The sequence below is a fragment of the Shewanella sp. Sh95 genome (assembly GCF_001308045.1).
In the GTDB taxonomy this organism is placed as follows: Bacteria; Pseudomonadota; Gammaproteobacteria; order Enterobacterales; family Shewanellaceae; genus Shewanella; species Shewanella xiamenensis.
Window position 1 is genome coordinate 53,846 of sequence record NZ_LGYY01000078.1, and the last position, 23,946, is coordinate 77,791.

Below are 23,946 nucleotides of genomic sequence, written 5' to 3' on the forward strand. Positions count from 1 at the left end.
ACAGCCATATTGCAGTGCCGTGGACCGTTGCTTAAGGATGGATAGTGACTTCATTAGGAGTCGAGTTTATCATCCGCGACTTTATAATGTGGGTCATCCAACAGATTCACTTCAACAAGATCACCTGCCTTATGAAGTAAGGCTTTACAATCAGCACTTAAATGCACCAAGTGTAGTCTTTTGCCTATGGACACATAACGCTCTGCAAGCGTATCAATCGCTTCTAAGGCGGAGTGATCGGCTACGCGAGAAAACTTAAAATCGATTACGACATCCTGTGGATCCTGTGAAGCATCAAATAACTCGAGGAAACTCGCGACAGAACCAAAAAACAGTGGTCCATTAAGCTCATAGACTTTCCAGCCTTGAGAGTTTTGAGTCACTTTGACGCTAATGTGTTTCGCATGCTGCCAAGCAAATACCAGCGCGGATACCACCACTCCCACAAATACAGCAAAGGCGAGATCAGTAAACACAGTTACTGTGGTTACAAGAACGATCACAAAGGCATCATGTTTGGGCACTTTGCCCATAAACTTAAAACTTGCCCATTCGAATGTGCCGAGTACAACGATAAACATCACCCCAACGAGGGCTGCTAACGGAATAATTTCGATAAAGGCTGCACCAAAGAGAATAAATGCCAGTAGGCCAATGGCCGCGGTAATCCCTGATAACCTGCCGCGGCCACCAGAATTAATATTAATCATCGATTGACCGATCATGGCACAACCACCCATAGCCCCAAAAAAGCCGCTGGTGATGTTACCTACACCTTGGCCAATACATTCTTTATTGCTGCGTCCTCGGGTATGGGTCATCTCATCGATAACCGTCAAGGTTAACAGGGATTCGATTAATCCGACTGCGGCTAAAATAAAGGAATAGGGCAGAATGATATAGAGCGTCTCAAGGTTAAAAGGTACCTGTGGGATTGCAAAGCTTGGGAGTGAGCCTGCAATTGTCGCATTCTCGTCACCACTCATAGTCTTGAGAAAATCCAATACGTTACGAGTATCAAGATCAAAGCTGACGACAATAGCCGTGACGCTAAGAATTGCGACCAACGAGGACGGTATTGCAGTGGTCAGCTTAGGCAAGAAATAAATAATTGCCATGGTTAATGCTACGAGAGCAAACATCAGCAACAACGGCTCTGGTGGTAACCAGACTAAGTTTCCAGCAGTGTCTTTTACTTTAAACTGGCCAAGTTGTGCCAAAAAAATCACAATGGCGAGGCCGTTTACAAAACCTATCATCACCGGATAGGGTACGATGCGAATAAATTTCCCCAGTTTAAAGATGCCAGCGCTGATTTGGATTAATCCTGCCAGCACGACAGCCGCAAATAAGTATTGCACGCCATGTTCAACCACTAAGGACACCATGACCACGGCCATCGCTCCTGTTGCACCAGAAATCATCCCAGGTCGACCACCAATCAGTGCGGTGACCAATCCCATAATAAAAGCCGCATAGAGGCCCACCATAGGTTCGACATTGGCAACAAAAGCAAAGGCAACGGCCTCAGGGATCAGTGCGAGTGCGACGGTTAGCCCTGAGAGTATATCGGCTTTGTAGCTAGATGTTTTGTGGCGGAAGAGATCGAACATGAAACCTCTGTTACTGGTGTGTAGACAAAATAAGCCGCGCATACTATCAAATAAACTGATTGAGCTAAACTTGAAATATGCCTTAATTAGCTGAAAATAAAAAAGCCATGCAGATGCATGGCTTTTTAGATTGTGGAAGGGTCCTATGGACGAGCCATATCCGATTCAGCACTATTGCTGTGTTTCAGCTTAGGTTCAGTGGCTTCAGCGGTGGCGGTATTTTCATACTCACGGCCTTTAGGCACTTCAACCTGCGCTCTGACTTCTACCGTTGGTTTAGTCATTTCAGATGACACCATAGCACCAAAACGGCTAGACGCTTTCGGTTTGCTGACGACAACTTCCATTGGTTGAGCCGTAGCAGCTTGCGCCATTACAGGTTTTGCCTGAGGTTTAACAAACGCTGCAGGTTTCGCCATCGGTGCTGATGCGACTGATTTTACCGCTTCTTTCGGCTCAGTCTTTTCTGTCACTGGTGTCACTTCTTCGGCTTTTGCTTCAGGAGTTATATCAGTCACTATTTGCATAGCCTCTGTGGCTTGCACTGCTGGTTCTGTTGCTGATTGTGGCTCGGCATCAGATGCTTTAACCGTTTCAGCGGCCTTATCGTTAACTACAGGTTTAGATGTGACTTCAGCGACAACAGCATCAGACTTAATTTCCGCGGAGGATTCAGTTACTGTGGTATCTGATACCGTGCTTTCAGTCGCTATGCTTTGAGAGACTGCGGCTTCAGTTGAGGAAATCACATCAGCAGTGTGCACAATCGGCGCTGGCTGCGTTGCTGTACTCTTCACTTCAACTTCAACTGCAACTGCAACCGTTTCAGCCACGGTTTGCTCTGTTAAGTTAGCCGTTTCAACAACTGCAGTTGGTGCTGGATAGTCTTGATCTTCGCCTAACGCATCATTAGGAATGAACTGCGCAGGAGCCGTTGTGCCTTGTTCATCTTCATCGCGGCGACGGCGTTGGCCAGCAGCTCGCAGATGGCGAGGACTACGGCGGCTACGACGTTGTCCATCACGGGATTCACGTTTGGCTTTGTCATCTGCATCAACATTTGCTTCGGCGTTATCTTCATCAATGGCCGCTGGTTGAGTGTCTAACTTAGCATCCACTTGAGTGTCTGCTTGGCTTTCAACAACAGGCATATCAACAATAGCATCGGCTGGCTTAGTTTCTACGACATCAGCAGCTTCTGATACTGTGGTGTCGCCGACCTCATTCGCAACCGTAACCTCTTTACGTGGCTGGCGGCGGCGCGGCGCTTTCACTTCTGGTTGAACTTCTACCGTGACATCCGCATTGATTGCAACCAACTCAGCTAAAATCGCTTCTTCCTGAATTGACGTTTCTACAACATCTGTGGTGTTGTCGATACGAACTTTACGGCGCATATTACGGCGCTGACGACGTTCACGGACGACCTCTTGCTTTGGTGCTTCGTCTTGAACATCCGCAATCACTTCTTTAACTGCTTGATTGCGGGGTTTAGGCTCAGGCTTAGCACGTTTCGCACTTTCATCCTTTTCACGGATTGGGCGCTCTTGAGCTTGTGGTGCATCGGCGACTTTTTTGGCATTACGAGTACGTGGCTCGCGAGTACCTTCTTTCGCTTTTTCAGTATCTTGTGGATTGCGAGTACGGCGAGTGTCGTTACGACGATTGCGACGGTTGGCATTCGTGGCTTGACTGTCTTGCTTCTTAGTCTCGGTGCTCTTTTCTGCGACTGCGTTATCACTTGAGCTAAAGAAAGCACCAATTGCACTGAAGAGTTTACTGAAGAAACCCGGCTGTGCGGTTTCAACTTTGGCAACTGGTGCAGTGTCTTGTTCCACTTTTTGTGGAGCAGCAAAGCCTTTTAGGGCTGGAGCTGGCGCCGCAGTACGTTCCAGTTTACGTGGCTCGTACAATTTTGCTTCAGGCTGTTCAATTCGCTTGTAGCTGGATTCGTCGATTTCATCGTCGGTGCGGTGACGGATCACGCGATAATCTGGGGTCATCATATGCGGATCTGGGATCACATAGACTTCCACGTCATGGCGTTGTTCGGTGATACGAATCGCTTTACGTTTCTCGTTAAGCAGGAATGCAGCCACATCGACAGGCACAATGGCTTCGATTTGTGAGGTATTTTCTTTGATGGCTTCTTCTTCCATCAAACGCAGAATCGACAACGCTAAAGATTCAGTACTGCGGATAGTGCCTTGGCCATGACAGCGAGGGCAGATATGTGCAGCGGATTCTTCTAATGACGGACGCAGACGCTGGCGTGACATTTCCATCAAGCCGAAACGAGAAATACGACCTAATTGAACGCGAGCGCGGTCATGGTGTACGGCATCACGTAGGCGGTTTTCGACTTCACGTTGATGGCGCACTGGCGTCATATCAATAAAGTCAATAACCACTAAGCCACCTAAGTCACGTAGACGTAATTGACGGGCAATTTCATCGGCGGCTTCAAGGTTGGTATTTAATGCGGTTTCTTCAATATCGCCGCCCTTGGTGGCACGGGCAGAGTTGATATCGATAGAGGTTAAGGCTTCAGTTGGGTCAATGACGATTGAGCCACCCGATGGCAGACGCACTTCACGTTGGAACGCCGATTCGATTTGCGACTCGATTTGGAAGTGAGTGAATAACGGTACTTCAGCTTCGTAGAGTTTTACACGTTCAACAAAATCAGGGCGCACAAGTGCGATATGCTGTTTGGCTTCTTCGAAAATACGTGGATGGTCGATTAAAATTTCCCCGACATCACGGCGTAAATAGTCACGAATGGCGCGAACAATCACGTTGCTTTCTTGGTGAATGAGGAAAGGTGCGCCTTTGGTTTGCGCCGCTTCAGTGATCGCCGCCCAGTGGTGTTGCAGAACTTTTAAGTCCCACTTCAGCTCTGTCGACTCTTTACCCACACCAGCGGTACGGACGATAAGGCCCATACCAGCAGGGACTTCTAAATCGGCCATAGCTTCTTTTAATTCAGTGCGCTCATCCCCTTCGATACGGCGAGAAATACCGCCTGCACGTGGGTTGTTTGGCATTAACACTAAGTAAGAACCAGCAAGGCTAATAAAGGTGGTCAACGCCGCGCCTTTGTTGCCACGTTCTTCTTTGTCAATTTGAACAATAACTTCTTGTCCTTCACTGACGACTTCTTTGATGTTTGGGCGACCTTGGAATGAATAACCTTTAGGGAAATATTCTCTGGCAATTTCTTTTAATGGTAAAAAGCCGTGGCGATCAGCACCATAGTCTACGAAAGCGGCTTCTAAAGAGGGCTCTACGCGGGTGATCTTACCCTTGTAAATATTTGATTTTTTTTGCTCATGACCAGGACTTTCAATATCGAGGTCGTACAGTTGTTGCCCGTCAACGAGGGCAACACGCAACTCTTCTGATTGAGTTGCATTGATTAACATACGTTTCATGATGACGTCATTCTTCTTTAAATGGAGGTCATCAAACAATCGCGTTTCGTTGCATTACGGGCCTAGCTGTGGTGAACAAAGCCTCACGGCTGGTGAGCTAGGCAAGGTGCGCATTACTGTTAGACGCAGTCGCTGCGTGTCGCATCCTATTTATGGCTTATTTTTTAATGATTACAAAAACAAGGAATTCGTTGTAAAACATCAACCAACCCCATAAATTCTTTAATTTCGTTCCGGTAATGCCCAAGTCGAATCGGTTTGTCTGACGACAAGTTAAAATATATTTCGAAATCGGTGAGAAAAGCTTTAGATAAACCTTGATAAAGTAAGGTGAGATTCTCGATTTAATCGTAAAAAACGCATTTGTGGTATTTTTACTCAGTATACGATTTGCAAATCAATGATTTGCTATCAAGAAAATCTTTTTTGATCTATAAAACTTTTCACTTGGGACAGGGAGTTTGTGAACACTTTATTCACGGCTTATCCCTAATCGCTGGTGAAATATAGCAATAATCAAAAAATTCAGCAATGGAAAGGCACAATTCTTGTGAGTTGTTGTACAATGGCCGCCGTTATAAGCAGATGGCACATCATGAATACAGAATCTCCACAGCAACAGGTGCAGTTGATCACCATTGACGAAGACCACCTCGACCAACGAATTGATAATTTTTTAATCACAGCGCTCAAAGGTGTACCTAAGAGCATGATTTATCGTATCGTCCGTAAGGGCGAAGTACGGGTGAATAAGAAGCGCATTAAGCCAGAATATAAATTACAAATTGGTGATGTGGTACGTGTACCACCCGTGAGAATGGCTGAGTCTGATAATCGGACTGCGCCTTCGGCTAACTTGAGCAAAGTGTCGCAACTCGAAGAGCGTATTTTGCATGAAGATAATCATCTTATTGTGCTCAATAAACCTGCGGGTATTGCGGTTCATGGCGGCAGTGGTGTTGATTATGGTGTGATTGAAGCGCTGCGCTCCTTACGTCCGCAACAGAAGTTTTTAGAGTTGGTTCATCGCCTTGATAAAGATACCTCTGGCGTACTGTTAGTCGCTAAAAAACGCAGTGCGCTTAAACATATGCACGATCAACTGCGTTATAAAAAAATGCAGAAGGATTACTTAGCTTTAGTTAAGGGAGAGTGGTCGGCGCAGGATAAAGTGGTCAAACAACCTTTATTAAAGCTGACACTTAAATCCGGTGAGCGCATTGTGCGGGTCAATGTAGAAGGCAAACCATCAGAAACGCGTTTTAAAATTGTGCAGCGTTATCAAGGTTGTACATTGGTGCAGGCGAGTCCTGTCACGGGACGTACTCATCAAATTCGCGTGCATTGTCAATATGCCGGGCATCCCATTGCCTGTGATGATAAGTACAGTGAGCAAGCTTTCGATGACAGTATGCGCTCGCTTGGCTTGAGTAGATTGTTTTTACACGCTGCAGAATTAATGTTTATCCATCCTGAAAACGATGAAGTGATGCGGGTTTCTGCACCACTGGATGATAATCTGCAGCAACTGTTGAATAAGTTAAAGCGGGTTTAATTCCCGCTCCTCTATATACCTGTGGATAACCTTGAAGTATGAAGGCTGCCAACCATTCTAGCCTGCGTAAATATGATTTAGTGATTTTTGATTGGGATGGCACTTTGATGGATTCCATCGGTAAGATCATTATTTGCATTGAGAATATGGCTAGGGCACTTGCGCTGCCTGTTCCTGCTGAGGCGGATATTCGTAATGTGATTGGCTTGTCGATGACGCAGGCGTTACAAGTGTTGTTTCCTTGCGGATTATTGTCTTCATCACAGCGATTTTCGGCGTTTCCTGAAGAGGATATGTCTACTGCTTCTACTGTCAGCACTGGCACTGACGAGTGTTACATCACGATGCGCGCCGAGTTTAAGACGCAGTATTTGCATCTTGATACCACGCCAACGCCAATCTTCGACCAAGCGCCACAATTGCTCGAAGCATTATCTACAAAGGGTTATCAGCTAGCAGTGGCGACGGGGAAGGCGAGAGCTGGTCTGGTGCGCGTGTGGGAGCAATCTGGATTAGGGCATTACTTTATTGCCTCCCGCTGCGCCGATGAAGCGCAGAGTAAGCCCCATCCTGAGATGATCATCAGCCTATTGCAGGAGCTGGGCATTCAGCCTGAGCGTGCTTTGATGGTCGGTGACTCTTTACTGGATTTAACCATGGCAGCGAACGCAGGTATCGATAGCATCGGTGTGACTTACGGCGCCCATAGTGAGGCGGTATTACGACAAGCTAAGCCGATAGCATTGATTAATTCACCGCAGCAGCTCCTTCTGCATTTATAAGCATTACGCTAATACATCTATGCCTTGGCTGAGCAGCATTTCCGTGAGTAAGATTAAAGGTAACCCCACGAGCGTATTAGGATCTCGTCCTTCTAAACGATTAAAGAGTGCAATGCCTAAACCTTCACTTTTAAAACTGCCTGCACAGTAAAACGGTTGCTCTTTATCCACATAAGCACTGATTTGTGATGCTGTAAGGTGCCGAAAATACACTGTAAAAGGCTCAACTTGGGCATTCATTTCACCCGTTTGAGCATTATAAAGCGCAAGACCTGTATAAAAGGTAATGGCTTTCCCCGAGGCTTGACTAAGCTGCTTAATCGCATTATCGCGATTTAATGGCTTACCGATGATCTTGCCATCGATCACGGCAACCTGATCGGAGCCAATAATCAGACCATCAGGACAATATTTTGCACCAGCTTCTGCTTTTGCCTGTGCTAATCGTTGTACTAAGGCTTGCGCTGACTCATTAGGCAGTGAGGTTTCATCAACCTTGGGATCGCAGCACTCAAAGGGTAAGCCTAATTTATTCAGCAGTGCTTGCCGATATACGGAGGTGGAGGCGAGGATTAACTGGGGCGTCATCATTAATAATCCATTAGAAAACTTCACTTATTGTCGCCAATCTGGATGATTGAATGCAAGCAGTGGTAACAGAAGCCGTCACTTTAGGAAGGTAATTGAGGATTCTTTCGGTGAATGCGGCTATTTTAGACGGCTTACGCTTGTGTGCCGCCCCCTGCTTGGGTAAAATTTCGCTTCCATTAATTCAATGTTGGGGCTAGAGAATCGCTTAAGTTGCAAACTGGGACTTAAGTAAGAAATTTTTCTTTGACTCTAGCGTTTTCAAACTATAATATGCGCGCCTTATGCAAACAGTAAAGATACCGGTTTCAATTGATCCTATTCGCGCCGCCTCGAGCCGTTCTACCTATGAGGGGATTGTGCCCGGGCAGCAATTGAAAAGATTAAATGAGTTATGTGCCGGCGACTGTTCCGATGTGGCAGTGTCGCTTGAATGTGGCGTAGATTTGCAGGGGATAGTCTACCTGAAAGGGAAGGCTGTGACGGAGCTCACTCTGGTTTGTCAACGTTGCATGACACTATTTACCACTGAGGTTACGGTCGAGTTTTGCTTCGGTCCATGCCGGACTAAGGCAGAAATCGATGAGCTCCCGGATGCGTATGACCCAATTGAGTGCAATGAGATTGGCGAAGTACGTCTGCATCAATTGATCGAAGATGAATTGATAGTCGCTATGCCCATCATCCCGATGCATGAAGAAACTGATTGCAATATCGGGTCAATGGATATAGTTGTAGGCGAGATCGAACCCGCTCAAGAGGAGCGTCCAAATCCGTTTGCAGTGTTAGAAAAACTGAAGAGCAAGTAATCTAGGAGACAGGGCCAATGGCTGTACAACAGAATAAAAAATCTCGTTCAAAGCGCGGTATGCGCCGTTCACATGACGCACTGAGCACTGCTCAGCTGTCTGTAGACGCTACCAGCGGTGAAGTCCATATGCGTCACAACGTGACTGCTGATGGTTTCTATCGCGGTAAAAAGGTAATCAACAAGTAATTTGTTGGTTTCCTAATGACGAGTCTGACGCTCGCGTTAGATGCGATGGGCGGTGATCATGGCCCCCACGTCACAGTGCCTGCAGCTTTGCGGGCACTACAATCTCATTCTTCCCTTAAAATCATTTTAGTCGGTGATAAGACTGAAATAGATGTCTATCTGCACCAAGCAGAACAAGAGTTACTCTCCCGTATTGAAGTCATTCACACCGATGAAGTGGTGAGTATGTCTGACAGGCCCGTGCACGCTTTGCGCACTCGTAAAAATAGTTCGATGCGTTTATCGATTGAACTGGTGCGAGATGGACGTGCTGCTGCGTGTGTGAGTGCGGGAAATACCGGCGCGTTAATGGCGATGGCCAAGGTGCTGTTAAAAACCTTGCCCGGCGTGGACAGACCGGCATTGGTCAGTTGTTTACCCTCCGTGACGCAAAAGCCAGTTTATTTATTGGATCTAGGTGCCAATATTTCCTGCGATTCCGAAACGCTATTCCAATTTGCCGTGATGGGCTCAGTGCTGTGTGAGGCCGTGGATAAAAAATCTCGCCCTAAAGTCGCACTCCTTAATGTGGGCACAGAAGAAATCAAAGGCAACGATCAGGTTCAACAAGCGGCACAAATACTGCAAAACACTGATCAGATTAATTACACCGGCTTTATTGAAGGTGATGAAATCTATTCTGGGAATGTTGATGTGATCGTTTGTGATGGTTTTGTGGGTAACATCACGCTCAAAACCTCTGAAGGCATTGCCAAGCTATTGGTACATCAGTTAAAACGGGGCCTAACCCAAGGTTTCTTCGTGCGTTTTTTGGCAAAACTCATCGCCCCCCGCATTCAGGCGGTTCTCAGCCAGATGAACCCCGACCACTATAATGGTGCAAGTCTGATAGGATTGCGCGGCATAGTTGTAAAGAGCCATGGAAATGCGGATGAAACTGCCTATTTACAAGCAATTAGTTTGGCAGTGACTGAAGCGCAACGTCGACTCCCCGAAATGATAAAAGATCGTTTGGAGTCGATTCTTTTAGATATAAATAACTGATTCCTCCTTATGCATACAAAAATTCTCGGAACTGGTAGTTACCTACCGGTGCAGGTGCGTAGTAATCAAGATTTGGAAAAAATGGTGGAAACCAGTGACCAATGGATTGTTGAACGCACTGGTATTTCAGAGCGCCGCATTGCAGCGCAAGACGAAACTGTCTCAACGATGGGCTATCAGGCGGCATTAAATGCGTTAGAGATGGCCGGTATTGAGGCATCAGATTTAGATATGATCATTTGCGGTACAACCAGTGCGGCAAATGCATTCCCTGCCGCGGCCTGCGAAATCCAAGCCATGCTCGGTGTGCACACCATTCCAGCCTTCGATATCGCGGCGGCTTGTTCAGGCTTTGTGTATGCCTTATCGGTTGCGGACCAATTCGTTAAAAACGGTACCGCGAAAAAAGTCCTCGTGATTGGCGCTGATGTATTATCCCGTCTGTGTGAGCCGGAAGATCGTACCACCATTATTCTGTTTGGGGATGGTGCGGGGGCGGCGGTTATCGGTGCTTCCGATGAGCCCGGGATTATTTCAACCCATATTTATGCCGATGGTCGTCAAGGCGATTTGCTTAAGTGCGCTTTCCCACCACGTCAGGGGGAAACCTCTGAAGCGGTTGGTTTTATGACGATGAAAGGCAATGACGTCTTTAAAGTGGCGGTGACTCAGTTATCCCATGTCGTGACTGAAACCTTGCGCCTGAATAATATCGATAAGTCGGAAATCGACTGGTTGGTGCCGCATCAGGCTAACTTCCGCATTATTAATGCCACGGCGAAAAAGCTAGACATGAGCTTAGATAAAGTGGTGTTAACCCTTGCTAAGCATGGTAATACCTCGGCGGCTTCGGTACCTATTGCTCTGGATGAAGCTGTGCGTGATGGTCGGATCCAACGTGGTCAGCTCTTGCTGCTCGAAGCCTTTGGCGCTGGTTTTGCGTGGGGCAGTGCGCTCGTCCGTTTTTAACCGTATCTGTATACGAATAAATTCCTGCTCATCGTTATCTTGGTTAGCTGTCCAAGATAACGGTTTAGTGTTCAATAAATTAAGTTCGCCATAGGTAATTTGATATGGAAAATGTAGCTTTTGTATTCCCAGGCCAAGGTTCACAGGCCCTTGGCATGTTAGCCGAGCTGGCTGCTGTACAGCCGATCGTGGGACAAACCTTTGTCGAAGCGAGTGAGGTGTTAGGGTATGATTTGTGGGCATTAGTGCAAGACGGCCCCGTTGAAACCTTAAATGAAACCGATAAAACTCAGCCTGCTTTATTAGCGGCAAGTGTGGCGATTTGGCGTGCCTATGTTGCCTCTGGTAAAGCTATGCCTGCGATGTTAGCGGGTCACAGCCTAGGCGAATATTCTGCATTAGTTTGTGCTGGTGTGATCGACTTTAAAGATGCGATCAAACTGGTTGAACTACGTGGTCAATTGATGCAGCAAGCCGTACCCGCCGGTACTGGCGCTATGTACGCGATTATCGGTTTAGATAATGACGGTATTGCTAATGCGTGTATTGAAGCCGCTCAAGGCGAAGTGGTAAGCCCAGTTAACTTCAACAGCCCTGGCCAAGTGGTTATCGCCGGTCAAAAAGATGCGGTTGAACGCGCTGCTGCGGCCTGTAAAGCGGCGGGCGCCAAAATGGCGGTAGCCTTGCCTGTCAGCGTGCCATCACACTGCGCATTAATGAAACCTGCTGCTGATAAATTAGCTCTTGCGTTAAACGATGTGCAGTTTAATGCGCCGAGCATTACCGTTATTAATAACGTAGATGTGGCATCACCCACTGCGGTTGCCGACATTAAAGATGCGCTGGTGCGTCAACTGTATTGCCCTGTACGCTGGAGCGAAACTGTTGAATTAATGGCCGAAAAAGGCATTACCCAGTTAGTTGAGTGCGGTCCTGGTAAAGTATTGACAGGTCTTGCGAAACGCATTAATAAATCTCTTTCTGCCCAAGCAGTTAATGACGTTGCATCCCTTGCCGCGTTAACTGAATAAGGAGTTTGTATGAGTATCAATCTGAGTTTAGCGGGCAAAGTTGCCTTAGTGACAGGCGCGAGTCGTGGTATTGGCCGTGCGATTGCCGAAACCTTAGTCGAAGCCGGTGCGATTGTGGTTGGAACTGCCACAAGTGAGAAGGGCGCCGAAGCAATTCAAGAATATCTGGGTGACAAAGGTTTTGGTTTAGTGCTTAATGTTACCGATAGTCAATCCGTCACCGATTTATTCGATTCGATCAAAGAAAAAGCGGGTGATGTTGATATTCTAGTCAACAACGCGGGTATCACCCGTGATAATTTGCTGATGCGAATGAAAGATGATGAATGGAACGATATCATCGATACCAACCTGACATCATTGTTCAGACTATCAAAACCTGTGATGCGTACCATGATGAAAAAGCGTTTCGGCCGGATCATCAATATCGGTTCAGTGGTAGGCACTATGGGCAATGCAGGTCAAGTTAACTACTCGGCAGCAAAAGCTGGTTTGATCGGATTTACAAAATCTCTTGCAAGAGAGGTTGCATCTCGTCAAATTACAGTTAATGCTATCGCTCCTGGATTTATCCAGACCGATATGACTGATGAGCTGACCGAAGATCAGCAAAAAGCTATCATGTCTCAGGTTCCGATGGAACGATTAGGGCAAGCGCAAGAAATTGCCAATGCCGTACTCTTCTTGGCGTCGGACTCTGCCGCTTATATCACAGGCGAGACTTTGCATGTGAATGGCGGAATGTACATGGTTTAAGGGCGGATGGCAGGGATACTGTCGCAACTGAGTAGTGATCTGTATCAATTGGTCGCTAAATTTCGTGGTTAGACCACGAAAACTAAGCTTGCATTGTCAGCCAAATCTAATAAACTACTCGCAATCTTACGCAAGTGCGTAATTTGAATAGGAAAGAAAACTAATGAGCAACATCGAAGAACGTGTAAAGAAAATCATTGTAGAGCAACTGGGCGTTAAAGAAGAAGACGTTAAACCAGCGGCATCTTTCGTTGACGATCTGGGTGCAGATTCTCTGGACACTGTTGAGTTGGTTATGGCTCTGGAAGAAGAGTTTGATACCGAGATCCCTGATGAAGAAGCTGAAAAGATCACTACTGTTCAAGCAGCGATCGATTACGTTTCTAAGAATCAGTAATTCTGAATTCTAGAGAACAGGCGGCAAATATGCCGCCTGTTTTTGTTTTATCCCCGCCTAATTCTGCAATAGTGCCATTCAATCGTCTCTGGAAGCTGTGTTGAATTTATCCATGAGATGCTCGCCGCAGATTGGCGAAGACATTTTAATGATAGAACTGCATTTGTCTGTCATAACTTAATCTATTTAGCATTCAAAAGGTGACTGCCGTGTCTAAACGTCGTGTAGTGGTAACCGGTTTAGGGTTAGTAACGCCCGTGGGCAATACTGTCGACACTACTTGGAAAGCCCTGCTTTCGGGTAAGAGTGGGATTGCGCCCATAACCAAATTTGATGCCAGCGAATTTACCACTCGTTTCAGTGGTTCTGTAAAAGATTTCGATGTTGAGCAGTACTTAACTAAAAAAGACGCCCGCAAAATGGACCTCTTTATTCAGTATGGTATGGCTGCGGGCATCCAAGCTATCCAAGACTCAGGTCTGGATATGAGCAAAGAAAACCCTGGCCGTGTGGGTACCGCAATCGGTGCTGGCATGGGCGGTATGTGGTTGATTGAACAAAACCACAGCGCGCTATTAAGTGGTGGCCCTCGTAAAATTTCGCCTTTCTTCGTGCCAAGCACCATTATCAATATGATTGCCGGCCATTTATCGATTATGTACGGTATGACGGGCCCTAACTTTGCCGTCACTACCGCCTGTACTACCGGTGTGCATAATATCGGTTTTGCGGCGCGCACTATTGCCTATGGCGATGCTGACGTAATGGTTGCCGGTGGCGCCGAAGATGTGACTTGTCCACTCGGTGTTGGTGGTTTTGGTGCGGCCAAAGCGCTGTCAACCCGTAACGATGACCCAACGGCGGCCAGTCGCCCATGGGATAAAGACCGTGATGGTTTTGTCATCGGTGATGGTGCGGGTGTGATGGTGATGGAAGAATACGAGCACGCGAAGGCGCGCGGTGCGACCATTTATGGTGAACTCGTCGGCTTTGGTATGAGTGGTGATGCGTTCCATATGACATCGCCTCCAAGTGATGGAGCGGGCGCTGCGGCCGCTATGGTCAATGCAGTGAATGATGCTAAGCTGCCATTTGAAAAAATTGGTTATATCAATGCGCACGGCACTTCAACGCCTGCGGGTGATAAAGCTGAAGCGGCAGCGGTGAAATCTGTGTTTGGCGATCATGCCTACAACCTGCTTGTAAGCTCGACTAAGTCTATGACGGGTCACTTGCTGGGCGCTGCGGGTGCGGTTGAAGCGATTTTCACTCTGCTTGCGCTGCGCGATCAAGCCGTACCACCGACCATCAACCTCGATAATCCAGATGAAGGCTGTGATTTAGACTTCGTGGCGCACACTGCCCGTGATGTAAAGTTAGAGTATGCTCTGTGTAACTCCTTCGGATTTGGTGGCACTAACGGTTCATTGCTGTTTAAGAAAGTCTAAACAGCGGTTAGCTCGATAAAAAATGCGCCTACTGGCGCATTTTTTTATGCTCGAATTGTGCCTAATATCACTTTCTAACCTGCTGATATCCAAATAGTTAACCTTTGTTCATCAAGCTTGTTTAATGCCCTTTGCCGCCGATAATGACAGGCATATTCTATTTAAAAGGAAATCTGTCATGTTAAACCCTCTGGTGATCCCGCTTGTGCCTATCGTTGGTGCCGTAACCGCAAATTTGACCGAATTAATTCGTGGTGAATCCAAAGCTTGGCATCCTAATATGGATATCGGCATGAAGACCTTCACCTTTGCGATTGCGGCATATGTGTTGGTGTGGTTCGCCTTATTGGTGACCGCCATCAGTGTCGGTGGCAGTAACCATATGTCATCGGGATTTGAAGTGATTGGGTTGTTTTTGGCTGGGTTGGGTGTTTACACTTATGGCAAGGGCACTCGCTTTGTTAGCAGTCAATTACAGCTGTGGTTGTATCGCCTGGCGTTGCCGGGATTATTACTCTCCTGTGGGCTAATAAGTTACTTTGGCTAAATCGGTTCTCTTCACTGGGACAATCGTAATTATCTTTACGCTATTGCGCATTTCTATCGTAAACTCAACTTATTGCAAAATCATTGAGCCACAGAGGCTGAATAAGTTGAGGTTATATGGCTGGTATCGATAGACAAATTACCCTGAGATTTTTGTCAGAACCCGCAGATGTGAATTTTGGTGGTAAGGTTCACGGTGGCGCTGTGATGAAATGGATTGACCTTGCGGCTTATGCCTGTGCTGCGGGCTGGAGTGGTAAATATTGTATTACCGCCTATGCGGGTGGAATTCGATTTGTTCAGCCTATCCTCGTGGGAAATATCGTCGAAGTCAGCGCTAAGGTGATTTATACCGGTAAGACCTCTATGCACATCGGTATTGATGTGCGGGCAGGGGATCCTAAGGTCTCTGAGCGTCATCTCACCACTCACTGTATTGTCATCATGGTTGCCGTGGATGAAAATGGTCAACCTACACCCGTGCCTGAATGGGTGCCGCAGACTGAGTATGATATTCATCTGCGTGATTCCGCACTGCGCTTAATGGAAATGCGCAAGAAAATTGGCGCCGAAATGGAAGCACACGTACAAAAGTGATTTGGGTTAGTTATAAAAACAAAGGCGCCTCTGTGCGCCTTTGTTGTTTCTGTCGAACACTGCGTTTGTTGCCAAGTGCATTTTTACTCTGACGCTCGCCTAATCGAGTGCTACACTGCCGCCACCGTTTTAGCTACAGATTGACCTTTTAAGTTGAAACACTTGCTCGCATTTTTTTAGTTTGGGTAGGGTCTTTCTCGGAGTAACATAAGCGCGCATCCTGTGTGTCGTTAATCTATTGTGTTAATTCAGTGAGGTTAAATGAACGCAGTGCAAATGTGTGGTGTAAAACGTTTCACCTTGTTTATCAATTAAAGGAGTTCCTCATGGCAAAAGTCGCATTTATTGGTTTAGGCGTAATGGGTTACCCCATGGCAAGACACTTACTCAACAAGGGCCATGAGGTTACTGTGTATAACCGCACTTTTGCCAAGGCACAAACCTGGGTCGAGAACTACGGTGGTCGCTGCTGCCCAACGCCTAAAGAGGCGGCAATCGGCCAAGATATTGTTTTTACCTGCGTAGGCAACGATAACGACTTGCGTGAAGTGGTATTAGGCAATGATGGCCTGATCCATGGTATGGCTCAAGGCACTGTATTGGTGGACCATACGACGGCTTCAGCCGATGTGGCCCGTGAATTACATAAAGTGCTGGCCGAAAAAGGCGTCGATTTTCTCGATGCGCCTGTATCGGGTGGCCAAGCTGGTGCCGAAAATGGCGTACTGACTGTGATGGTCGGGGGCGATCAAGCTGTGTTCGAGCGTGTTAAGCCCGTTATCGAAGCGTTTGCGCGTTGCGCTGAGCGCTTAGGTGAGGTTGGTGCCGGCCAACTCACTAAGATGGTCAACCAAATTTGTATCGCAGGTGTGGTTCAAGGCCTTGCCGAAGCGCTGCAATTTGCCCGTAAGGCCGGTCTTGACGGTGAAAAAGTGGTGGAAGTGATCAGTAAAGGTGCGGCGCAAAGCTGGCAGATGGAAAATCGCTACAAGACCATGTGGGGCCAAAGCTATGATTTTGGTTTTGCCGTCGATTGGATGCGTAAGGATTTAGGCATTGCCCTAGAAGAAGCTCGCCGCAATGGCTCGCACTTACCCTTAACCGCACTTGTGGATCAGTTTTACTCAGAAGTTCAAGCCATGGGCGGTAATCGCTGGGATACCTCAAGCTTGTTAGCCCGTTTTGAGAAAAACACTAAGTAGGCGGTTATTGCCAAATAGATGACCATCGTGAATTTGATGGCATAAAAAAGCCCAGTCATGCACTGGGCTTTTCATTGATGAGGTGATAAAGACCGATTAGTCTGCCCAGCGAATATGGGTAACTAAACTGTGACTCTCGCCGGGAGCCAGCGTTAATTTATCTTCAAGCACATTGGCGGCCTCTAAACACACCATGGTGAGATAGTCATCGTCATTAAAGCGGGCAAGACGGGTCGATTTTTCAATCCAAGGGTTCCACAGCACGGCCGAGTGGCTATTTTCACGGCTCACTTCAATCACACCTTTGGGCGTATGTAAGTGTTGTACTGGACCTAGGTTGGTGTAAACGCGGTCGGTTTCGCGGTCAAATAGCACGTCATCCGTCGTTTGCGGGTAAGGCCCTTCGGAAAACTCAATATATTGAGCACCGCTAAAACCAGTGGCTTTAAGCTGGTGAATATCTTCAATCGGAAAATAGCTGTGTAACGCTTGGGTGAGTGTAACCGGTACATCGCCAAGGTTAGTGTTAACTAAGCTGATACTTAAGGTTTCACCTAAGGTAAAGAATACGTTGACTTGGGTATGGTGCGGCCAAAAGATCTTATCTTCTTCGCTGATGGCTAAGCTAAAACGTAAATCCACCAGTTGATTACGCATCTCAACCGACTCGAGTGTCCAAATTCGGGTGCGGGCAAAACCATGTTGCGGGAAATTAGCTTGATTGCTCATACCAAACCAAGGCCAGCAGACGGGCACTCCGCCACGGATCCCATTACCGGGTTGATAGTCATCCGCTGAAGACACCCATAACAAGGGGGGCTTACCTACGGGTTGAAAATGATCGATTTGCGCGCCCTGTAAAAAAATCCTTGCTTGGCATAACGCAGTGTTCACTTCGACATAATCGAGCCCGTTTGCGTGTTTTTTGGTGGTAACAGAACCCATAGTAACAATATCCTCAACCTGATGACGTATCAGCAATACAGACACTTAGCTTACAAACTTTTGCACTTGAGCATAAGCCTTTGTTGCGATCAATTTACGGTTTTGCTGTTCGATTGTGCAAACAAAAGTCACTGCACAGAGGCTCAGATGCTTCCTTTTTCAACAGATTTAGCTAAAGTGGTCAGAGCACTTAGTCCATTGCCATAAAACAAGAAAGGGAAGCGATTATGCCAGTCTATCAAGCACCACTGCGTGACTATCAATTTATCCTCGATGAAATGTTGCATATTTATCAGCAAGATGCCCTAAAAGGCTTCGATGAAATCGACCCCGATCTGGTTGATGCCATCCTACAGGGTATGGCGGATTTCAGTACTGAGGTGATGTTGCCGTTAAATAGCGTGGGGGATGTGCAGGGCTGCAAACTCGTGGATGGTAAAGTGGTTACCCCCGAAGGTTTTGCCGACGCCTATCAGCAATTTGTCGACAATGGTTGGCCGACACTGACCTGCGATCCCGCCTACGGTGGCCAAGGACTGCCCGAAGTAGTCGGGATTTTCGCCACCGAGATGCAAACCTCGACTAACATGGCCTTTGCCATGTATCCCGGCCTTACCCACGGCGCCTATGCGGCCATTCATGCCCACGGCAGTGAGGCACTTAAACAGAAGTATCTAGCGAAATTAGTGAGTGGTGAATGGACTGGCACCATGAACCTCACCGAATCCCATGCCGGAACCGACTTAGCACTATTGCGTACTAAGGCCGTGCCTGCGGCGGACGGCTACTTTGCGATCACTGGTGAGAAGATTTTTATCTCTTCGGGCGACCATCAATTTACCGATAACATAGTGCACTTAGTGTTAGCACGCTTGCCCGATGCGCCCGAAGGGGTTAAGGGCATTTCGCTGTTTGCTGTGCCCAAAGTGTTAGTGAACAGTGATGGCAGTTTAGGTGAGGCGAACAGCCTCTATGCCAGTGGGCTTGAGCATAAAATGGGCATCCACGGTAACTCAACCTGTGTGATGGTATTTGAGGGGGCACTCGGTGAGTTAGTGGGAGAACCCCACCAAGGGCTGCGCGCCATGTTTACCATGATGAACCAAGCGCGTTTGGGGGTTGGAATGCAGGGATTAGGCGTCTCCGAAATCGCCTATCAAAATGCCTTAGCCTACGCAAAGGACAGATTGCAGAGCCGCGCCATTAGTGGCGCTAAAGCGCCTGAAAAAGTTGCCGACCCGATTTTGGTACACGGTGATGTGCGCCGGATGTTGTTATCGCAAAAAGCCTTTAATGAAGGTGCCCGTGCACTCGTTGGCCAGCAGGCGTTGTGGCTCGATGAGGCAGAGCGCCATAGCGATCCTGCAAAAGCCAAAGCGGCCTCGCAATTAGCGGCCTTGTTTACGCCTGTGGTGAAAGGCTTTATCACTAATCGAGGCTTTAATGCCTGCGTGGATGCGCAGCAAGTGTTTGGTGGCCATGGCTATATTCACGAGTGGGGGATGGAGCAATTTGTGCGTGATAGCCGTATTGCACTGATTTATGAAGGTACAAACGGTATTCAGGCGCTCGATTTAGTTGGCCGTAAACTGCTGAGTGACCGTGGTGCGGCTATGCAGCAATGGTCTGTGCTTGTTACCGAATTTATTCAATCACAGGGCAAAGATGCGCAAATGCAGCCCTACGTGAGTGGGCTAATGGATTGCGCCACCGATTTACAAAAGGCGAGTGGTTATTTAGCGAGCCATGCAGCAAGCAATCCCGACATTATCGGCGCGGCATCGATGGCGTATCTGGAGTTATTTGGCATTACGGCTCTGGCATGGATGTGGGCGCGTATGGCCAAGATTGCACTAACTGCGCTCGCAAATGGCACGCAAGAGGCGGAGTTTTACCAGGCTAAACTGAAAACGGCGGACTTTTATATGGCGTATTGGGCCGTGCAAAGCCGCAGCCTGCGTAAACAGTTGGAGCTGGCGAGTGAGATGCTAACCACGCTTGATGAAACTATTTTTTAAGTATTTACATCCGCAGTGTTATATCCAGTAAAAAACAACAATAAGCCAGCAAAGTGATGCTGGCTTTTTTATTGGAGATGGCTTTCATTAAGCGCCATTTAGTAAGTGCTATGCACTAAGAGCCATGCCGCTATATCCACACATAACGAGTAGACTCTCTTTACAATTGTTACAAATCCTGACCGATGTAAATTTAAATGAGAATTATTGTCATCTATCAGTCAAACTTTATAATGACGGCACATTTTAGATGACATGGGTAAACCACAGGTTTGCTCAAGGTTGGGGGACTTTGTGAAATCACGTTTTGCCTATTCAATACTAACGCTTGCCCTGATGCCGCATTTGGTCTTTGCGGCTGCGCCTAACGCTCAAGAGAGTAAACCCGAGCAAGAAAGTGCTTCAACGGCACAAGTTGCTATGCAAACCAACACACAGGCCGAAGCGCAAGCCAGCACACAAGCTGAGACTAAGGCGCCAGAGCGAATTGTCGTGCGTGGTCGCGCCATGCAAATGTATGTTGATAAAGAGACTGAAATCGGCACTAAAACGGCAATCAATGTGATGGAATTGCCGCAGTCTGTACAAGTGCTGACCGAGCAACTGATTGACGATCAAGCCGCTCGTAATATTACTGACTTATATCGCTCCATTGCCGGTGTGAGTGAATTTAGCTATTCCGGCGTGACTTTTCGTGGCTTTCGCGATGATGCAAACGTGTTTTACGATGGTGTACGTGGCGACCCGTATTCGGGATTTTCGGTGCCACAACTGTTCAACGTACAGCGGGTTGAAGTATTAAAAGGCCCTGCATCGGCACTCTATGGCGGCGGTGAACCCGGCGGAATGATTAACTATGTGACGAAGAAACCGACCTTTGTCGAGCGTAAAGATCTCACCCTAAGCACGGGTAGCTACGACATGATGGGCGGCTCGCTGGATTTCACTGGCGGTTTAACTGAGGATTTAGCCTATCGATTGGGGGGCTACTATCAGCAGGAAGATAGCTTTCGTAACAATGCCGATAGCTTAAATGCCGAAGTGGCAGGTGGTTTACTCTATGAAATCAGTGAAGATACCAAGCTCACCACCACCTTCGATCTGATAAGGCAGGATTTGGGTGGCAATCGACTCCGTGGTGTACCCGTGGATGATGCGGGTAATTTCCTTGTCGATCCTTCCTACAATGCCAACGAGAAAAGCGATTTCCAGAAAATGGATGCCTTGGTGCTGCAAGCGATTCTCGATCATCAATTTAGTGATGATTTTTCGGTAAAAACTCAAATTCGTTACCTGAATAATGAATCCGATCAGCAATATCACGAATCCCGTGGTTGGGTCGATGTGAATGGTGATGGCAAGGCAAACAGTGCCGATGGCACCATCAAACGTGAATATCGTGTCCAATCCCGTGCCAATGACGAAATCAGTTTAACCAATGATTTTGTCTATCGTTTTAATGTCTTAGGTTTTGAGCATGAGTTCCTGTTTGGTGGTGATTATCACTACGTCGAAACCGAATACCATTACAAGTTGGCGACCAGTAAGGAAGGCGTGGGTAATCTGAATATCTTTGAGCTGAATTACGGTGAAACAAACCCAAGTGCTTATCAGTTAAAAGACATGGATACCGACGGTACCCGTGCCAACCGTTTTGGCCTCTATTTGCAAGAGCATCTGCATTTCAACGAGCAGTGGTCTTTAATTGCAGGTCTACGCTTTAGCCAGTTTGATGATTACGATAAAAAGACCGGATTCTCCTTTAGCGATAATGCCATTACCCCAAGGGCTGGATTGAATTATCGTCCAATCGATGCGATGTCTTTCTACTTGAACTACTCAGAGAGTTTCAATCCGGCAGCATTGTCTGATCAAGAGAGCATCAAAAGTGACGGCGCACTCGATCCCGAAACTGGTAATCAAATAGAGCTTGGGATGAAAAACGAGTGGCTCGATGGCCAGTTTATGACCACGCTTGCACTCTATCGCATTGAAAAACAAAATGTGGCCCAGGCTAACCCTTTAGATACTGGGGATGACGATGGTATTCCGAATTTAGTTAATTTTGGCGAAGTACGTAGCCAAGGGGTGGAATTTACGCTGGTGGGGGATCTTACGGATAACCTTACCGTAACGGCTAACTATGCCTATAACGATACGGAAGTGATCAAGGGCGTGACCAACGACAGCCTAACCAACACCTTTGGCGACGGCAAACACTTTGCCAATGCGCCGCGCCATCAAGCAGGGCTATGGACGCGCTACGATATTCAAGTGATTGATTCCGCCATTGCTTTTGGGATGGACTATGTGGGCGAGCAATTTAGCCTCAATGGTCAAACGGTAAAACCCCATACGGTGTTTGATATGAGCTGGACGACTCAGTGGGACCAAACCCAAGTGCGCGTAAATCTGAAGAATATCTTCGATAAGGAATATGCTGTTAGCGGATTTAGTGAGCGCAATGGCCATTTCCCTGGCGAGCCGCGCAATATCACGCTTGAACTGAGCCATAAGTTCTAACGTTAAGAAACCAAGTGCAATCTAAGCCAGCGTGACGATTCGCGGGCTTAGATTTATCTACAAGCAACGTTACCTATAGCTTTTAACTATGTATGCGAGTATTGCATCGTTGCTAAAGTGCTTTAATTCACGCAAAACGCTTCTTATATTTATTTATCGATTACAACAATAGATTCTATCCGTTTTTTACTATGGCTTTCTTTGTTTAGACTAGGCTTATCTATTCTCCATTGCGATAAGGTCAGTTATGCCGCCGATTAACCATTTATCCTCAGCTTCTCAATCTGTTACCGCGCCTAAAGTGGCGTTAATTGCAGAGGGTGGTGGTCAGCGCGGTATTTTTACCGCAGGCGTACTCGATGCTTGGCTTGATGCGGAGTTCGACCCTTTCGATTTATTGATTGGTACCTCCGCTGGCTCGCAAAACTTGACGAGTTTCTTAGCTAGGCAAAAGGGATACGCTAAAAAACTTATCCGTGGCTTAACGCGTCATAAACGCTTCTATCAATTAGGACGAGGTCTGATTGGCGCCAATGTGATCGATCTCGACTGGTATTTTGACCAGATTCAACGTGGAAGCTTTAAGCTAGATTTAGCCGCGGCGAGTCAATCCCTCCGTGGGCGAGAACTTCTTATCACCACCACGCGAGTCAGCGATCGCCAAGGGTATTTCTTGAGCCCAACCAACCACGAACACTGGCGTGAACTACTTAAAGCCTCTAGCGCATTGCCTTTTTTATATAAACAAGGGGTGAAGTTAACACCTTGGTTAGCGATTGAATCTGCTAATCATGCCGAAGTTATGGCTGAGCCAGAGCAGGATTTTTATCTCGATGGCGGTTTAGCTGCGCCGCTACCTGTGCGTGAAGCGTATCGACGCGGCGCCCGTAAAATTGTGGTGGTCAGAACGGTGAATGAGGATTTTCAAGCCCAATCCGCTTGGGTACATAAACTCAAGTCGTGGATCTGCGTCTCAGGTTTTTGTCCTAAGACCATTGATTACTTAGTGCAGCATGAAGAGGCCTATCAGGCCGAGCTAGACTTTATTGCAAATCCTCCCGATGATGTTGAAATTGTGCAGATTTTTGCGAAGTCACCATTACAGAGTAAGCTGTTAGGTAGCACAGATGCGGATTTACGGATTGATTACCTGCAAGGAATAAAGGCGGGAAAGGCGTTTCTTGCTGGGTTCTCTTGGCAAATCTCTAAGGCTAAAGATGTGACGCCAGTTTTACCATTGGCAATATCGGCCTAGGTCATTGGTTCGCTTCTTCTTGAATCACTCAAGGTATTATTGCTCGGCCGTATTTTAGCTTGCTTGGCAAAGCTAAATGAATGGGGCAAAGCGTTAAAGGTAATAAAGCCACCCGAGGGCTGTCTCTTGATCACAAGTCTTCGTGATTGAGAGACATGGCCAATTCGTAACCCTCAAGGATGGTTTGTAACCTAAACCATCCTTCCCACAATACCTCTACACAAGCTCGACCTGTCCGCTTGGTAT

General features: G+C 47.2%; 20 protein-coding genes. 16 read left to right on the forward strand and 4 right to left on the reverse strand.

The genetic code is table 11. The annotated features are described in order from the left end of the window. Positions 1-53: 53 nt before the first annotated feature. A complete protein-coding gene (locus tag AEA42_RS05745) occupies positions 54-1,613 on the reverse strand; it encodes a SulP family inorganic anion transporter (protein WP_037427309.1) in 1,560 nt (519 codons plus the stop codon). 143 nt (positions 1,614-1,756) lie between these two features. Next, positions 1,757-5,047 carry a ribonuclease E gene (gene rne / locus AEA42_RS05750; RefSeq protein ID WP_055647214.1) on the reverse strand — a complete coding sequence of 1,097 codons (3,291 nt, stop codon included), beginning with the start codon at positions 5,045-5,047 and terminating at the stop codon, positions 1,757-1,759. Positions 5,048-5,642: 595 nt separating this feature from the next. On the opposite strand from rne, the gene rluC reads away from it, so the two are divergent. After that, positions 5,643-6,602 carry a 23S rRNA pseudouridine(955/2504/2580) synthase RluC gene (gene rluC, locus AEA42_RS05755; protein ID WP_055647215.1) on the forward strand — a complete coding sequence of 320 codons (960 nt, stop codon included), beginning with the start codon at positions 5,643-5,645 and terminating at the stop codon, positions 6,600-6,602. 38 nt (positions 6,603-6,640) lie between these two features. After that, entirely contained in the window at positions 6,641-7,384 is a 744-nt protein-coding gene (locus AEA42_RS05760) for an HAD-IA family hydrolase (RefSeq protein ID WP_037427255.1), read from the forward strand. Positions 7,385-7,387: 3 nt separating this feature from the next. On the opposite strand, the gene AEA42_RS05765 is transcribed toward AEA42_RS05760, so the two are convergent. After that, positions 7,388-7,972: a nucleoside triphosphate pyrophosphatase gene (locus AEA42_RS05765; protein WP_082389611.1), complete on the reverse strand. Its 585-nt coding sequence runs from the start codon at positions 7,970-7,972 to the stop codon at positions 7,388-7,390. 284 nt (positions 7,973-8,256) lie between these two features. Between AEA42_RS05765 and yceD the strand changes: the two genes are divergently transcribed. The 11 genes from yceD to AEA42_RS05820 all read left to right on the forward strand — a co-directional run bounded on the left by yceD (position 8,257) and on the right by AEA42_RS05820 (position 16,959). Then, a complete protein-coding gene (gene yceD, locus AEA42_RS05770; protein ID WP_011072716.1) occupies positions 8,257-8,781 on the forward strand; it encodes a 23S rRNA accumulation protein YceD in 525 nt (174 codons plus the stop codon). 17 nt (positions 8,782-8,798) lie between these two features. Then, a complete protein-coding gene (gene rpmF, locus AEA42_RS05775) occupies positions 8,799-8,969 on the forward strand; it encodes a 50S ribosomal protein L32 (protein ID WP_011072715.1) in 171 nt (56 codons plus the stop codon). 15 nt (positions 8,970-8,984) lie between these two features. After that, entirely contained in the window at positions 8,985-10,013 is a 1,029-nt protein-coding gene (gene plsX / locus AEA42_RS05780) for a phosphate acyltransferase PlsX (protein WP_037427251.1), read from the forward strand. A 9-nt stretch (positions 10,014-10,022) separates the two neighbouring features. Then, positions 10,023-10,982 (forward strand): beta-ketoacyl-ACP synthase III, encoded by a 960-nt coding sequence (locus tag AEA42_RS05785; RefSeq protein ID WP_055647216.1) that lies wholly within the window; start codon positions 10,023-10,025, stop codon positions 10,980-10,982. 104 nt (positions 10,983-11,086) lie between these two features. Beyond that, the gene (gene fabD, locus AEA42_RS05790) at positions 11,087-12,013 is read left to right on the forward strand and encodes an ACP S-malonyltransferase (protein ID WP_037427248.1); all 927 of its coding nucleotides are present in this window, start codon (positions 11,087-11,089) and stop codon (positions 12,011-12,013) included. 9 nt (positions 12,014-12,022) lie between these two features. Next, a complete protein-coding gene (gene fabG / locus AEA42_RS05795; protein ID WP_037427245.1) occupies positions 12,023-12,769 on the forward strand; it encodes a 3-oxoacyl-ACP reductase FabG in 747 nt (248 codons plus the stop codon). 163 nt (positions 12,770-12,932) lie between these two features. Beyond that, a complete protein-coding gene (acpP, locus tag AEA42_RS05800) occupies positions 12,933-13,166 on the forward strand; it encodes an acyl carrier protein (RefSeq protein ID WP_006081231.1) in 234 nt (77 codons plus the stop codon). A 209-nt stretch (positions 13,167-13,375) separates the two neighbouring features. Then, complete coding sequence (gene fabF, locus AEA42_RS05805) at positions 13,376-14,614, forward strand: beta-ketoacyl-ACP synthase II (RefSeq protein WP_037427243.1); 1,239 nt, start codon at positions 13,376-13,378, stop codon at positions 14,612-14,614. Between the two features lie 178 nt (positions 14,615-14,792). After that, positions 14,793-15,161: a hypothetical protein gene (locus AEA42_RS05810; protein ID WP_037419714.1), complete on the forward strand. Its 369-nt coding sequence runs from the start codon at positions 14,793-14,795 to the stop codon at positions 15,159-15,161. 116 nt (positions 15,162-15,277) lie between these two features. Then, entirely contained in the window at positions 15,278-15,757 is a 480-nt protein-coding gene (locus AEA42_RS05815) for an acyl-CoA thioesterase (protein ID WP_037419717.1), read from the forward strand. A 326-nt stretch (positions 15,758-16,083) separates the two neighbouring features. Next, on the forward strand, positions 16,084-16,959 hold the full coding sequence (locus AEA42_RS05820) for an NAD(P)-dependent oxidoreductase (RefSeq protein ID WP_055647217.1): 876 nt from the start codon (positions 16,084-16,086) through the stop codon (positions 16,957-16,959). 96 nt (positions 16,960-17,055) lie between these two features. Here the strand turns inward: AEA42_RS05820 and AEA42_RS05825 are convergent, their stop codons facing one another. Next, the gene (locus AEA42_RS05825) at positions 17,056-17,904 is read right to left on the reverse strand and encodes a D-hexose-6-phosphate mutarotase (protein ID WP_055647218.1); all 849 of its coding nucleotides are present in this window, start codon (positions 17,902-17,904) and stop codon (positions 17,056-17,058) included. Positions 17,905-18,131: 227 nt separating this feature from the next. Between AEA42_RS05825 and AEA42_RS05830 the strand changes: the two genes are divergently transcribed. The 3 genes from AEA42_RS05830 to AEA42_RS05840 all read left to right on the forward strand — a co-directional run bounded on the left by AEA42_RS05830 (position 18,132) and on the right by AEA42_RS05840 (position 23,700). Then, complete coding sequence (locus AEA42_RS05830; protein ID WP_055647219.1) at positions 18,132-19,922, forward strand: acyl-CoA dehydrogenase C-terminal domain-containing protein; 1,791 nt, start codon at positions 18,132-18,134, stop codon at positions 19,920-19,922. A gap of 294 nt (positions 19,923-20,216) precedes the next feature. Next, positions 20,217-22,445, forward strand: a complete 2,229-nt coding sequence (locus tag AEA42_RS05835) for a TonB-dependent siderophore receptor (RefSeq protein WP_156312310.1) — start codon at positions 20,217-20,219, stop codon at positions 22,443-22,445. Positions 22,446-22,692: 247 nt separating this feature from the next. After that, a complete protein-coding gene (locus tag AEA42_RS05840; protein ID WP_055647221.1) occupies positions 22,693-23,700 on the forward strand; it encodes a patatin family protein in 1,008 nt (335 codons plus the stop codon). Positions 23,701-23,946 lie beyond the last annotated feature (246 nt).

Bases quoted from the DNA above. Each gene is read 5' to 3' on its own strand.
- acpP (WP_006081231.1), top strand. From the start codon at position 12,933: ATGAGCAACATCGAAGAACGTGTAAAGAAAATCATTGTAGAGCAACTG.
- AEA42_RS05760 (WP_037427255.1), top strand. From the start codon at position 6,641: ATGAAGGCTGCCAACCATTCTAGCCTGCGTAAATATGATTTAGTGATT.
- AEA42_RS05840 (WP_055647221.1), top strand. From the start codon at position 22,693: ATGCCGCCGATTAACCATTTATCCTCAGCTTCTCAATCTGTTACCGCG.
- rne (WP_055647214.1), bottom strand. From the start codon at position 5,047: ATGAAACGTATGTTAATCAATGCAACTCAATCAGAAGAGTTGCGTGTT.
- AEA42_RS05810 (WP_037419714.1), top strand. From the start codon at position 14,793: ATGTTAAACCCTCTGGTGATCCCGCTTGTGCCTATCGTTGGTGCCGTA.
- AEA42_RS05825 (WP_055647218.1), bottom strand. From the start codon at position 17,904: ATGGGTTCTGTTACCACCAAAAAACACGCAAACGGGCTCGATTATGTC.
- rpmF (WP_011072715.1), top strand. From the start codon at position 8,799: ATGGCTGTACAACAGAATAAAAAATCTCGTTCAAAGCGCGGTATGCGC.
- AEA42_RS05815 (WP_037419717.1), top strand. From the start codon at position 15,278: ATGGCTGGTATCGATAGACAAATTACCCTGAGATTTTTGTCAGAACCC.
- AEA42_RS05785 (WP_055647216.1), top strand. From the start codon at position 10,023: ATGCATACAAAAATTCTCGGAACTGGTAGTTACCTACCGGTGCAGGTG.
- plsX (WP_037427251.1), top strand. From the start codon at position 8,985: ATGACGAGTCTGACGCTCGCGTTAGATGCGATGGGCGGTGATCATGGC.
- fabD (WP_037427248.1), top strand. From the start codon at position 11,087: ATGGAAAATGTAGCTTTTGTATTCCCAGGCCAAGGTTCACAGGCCCTT.
- AEA42_RS05745 (WP_037427309.1), bottom strand. From the start codon at position 1,613: ATGTTCGATCTCTTCCGCCACAAAACATCTAGCTACAAAGCCGATATA.
- fabG (WP_037427245.1), top strand. From the start codon at position 12,023: ATGAGTATCAATCTGAGTTTAGCGGGCAAAGTTGCCTTAGTGACAGGC.
- AEA42_RS05765 (WP_082389611.1), bottom strand. From the start codon at position 7,972: ATGACGCCCCAGTTAATCCTCGCCTCCACCTCCGTATATCGGCAAGCA.
- AEA42_RS05820 (WP_055647217.1), top strand. From the start codon at position 16,084: ATGGCAAAAGTCGCATTTATTGGTTTAGGCGTAATGGGTTACCCCATG.
- rluC (WP_055647215.1), top strand. From the start codon at position 5,643: ATGAATACAGAATCTCCACAGCAACAGGTGCAGTTGATCACCATTGAC.
- AEA42_RS05830 (WP_055647219.1), top strand. From the start codon at position 18,132: ATGCCAGTCTATCAAGCACCACTGCGTGACTATCAATTTATCCTCGAT.
- yceD (WP_011072716.1), top strand. From the start codon at position 8,257: ATGCAAACAGTAAAGATACCGGTTTCAATTGATCCTATTCGCGCCGCC.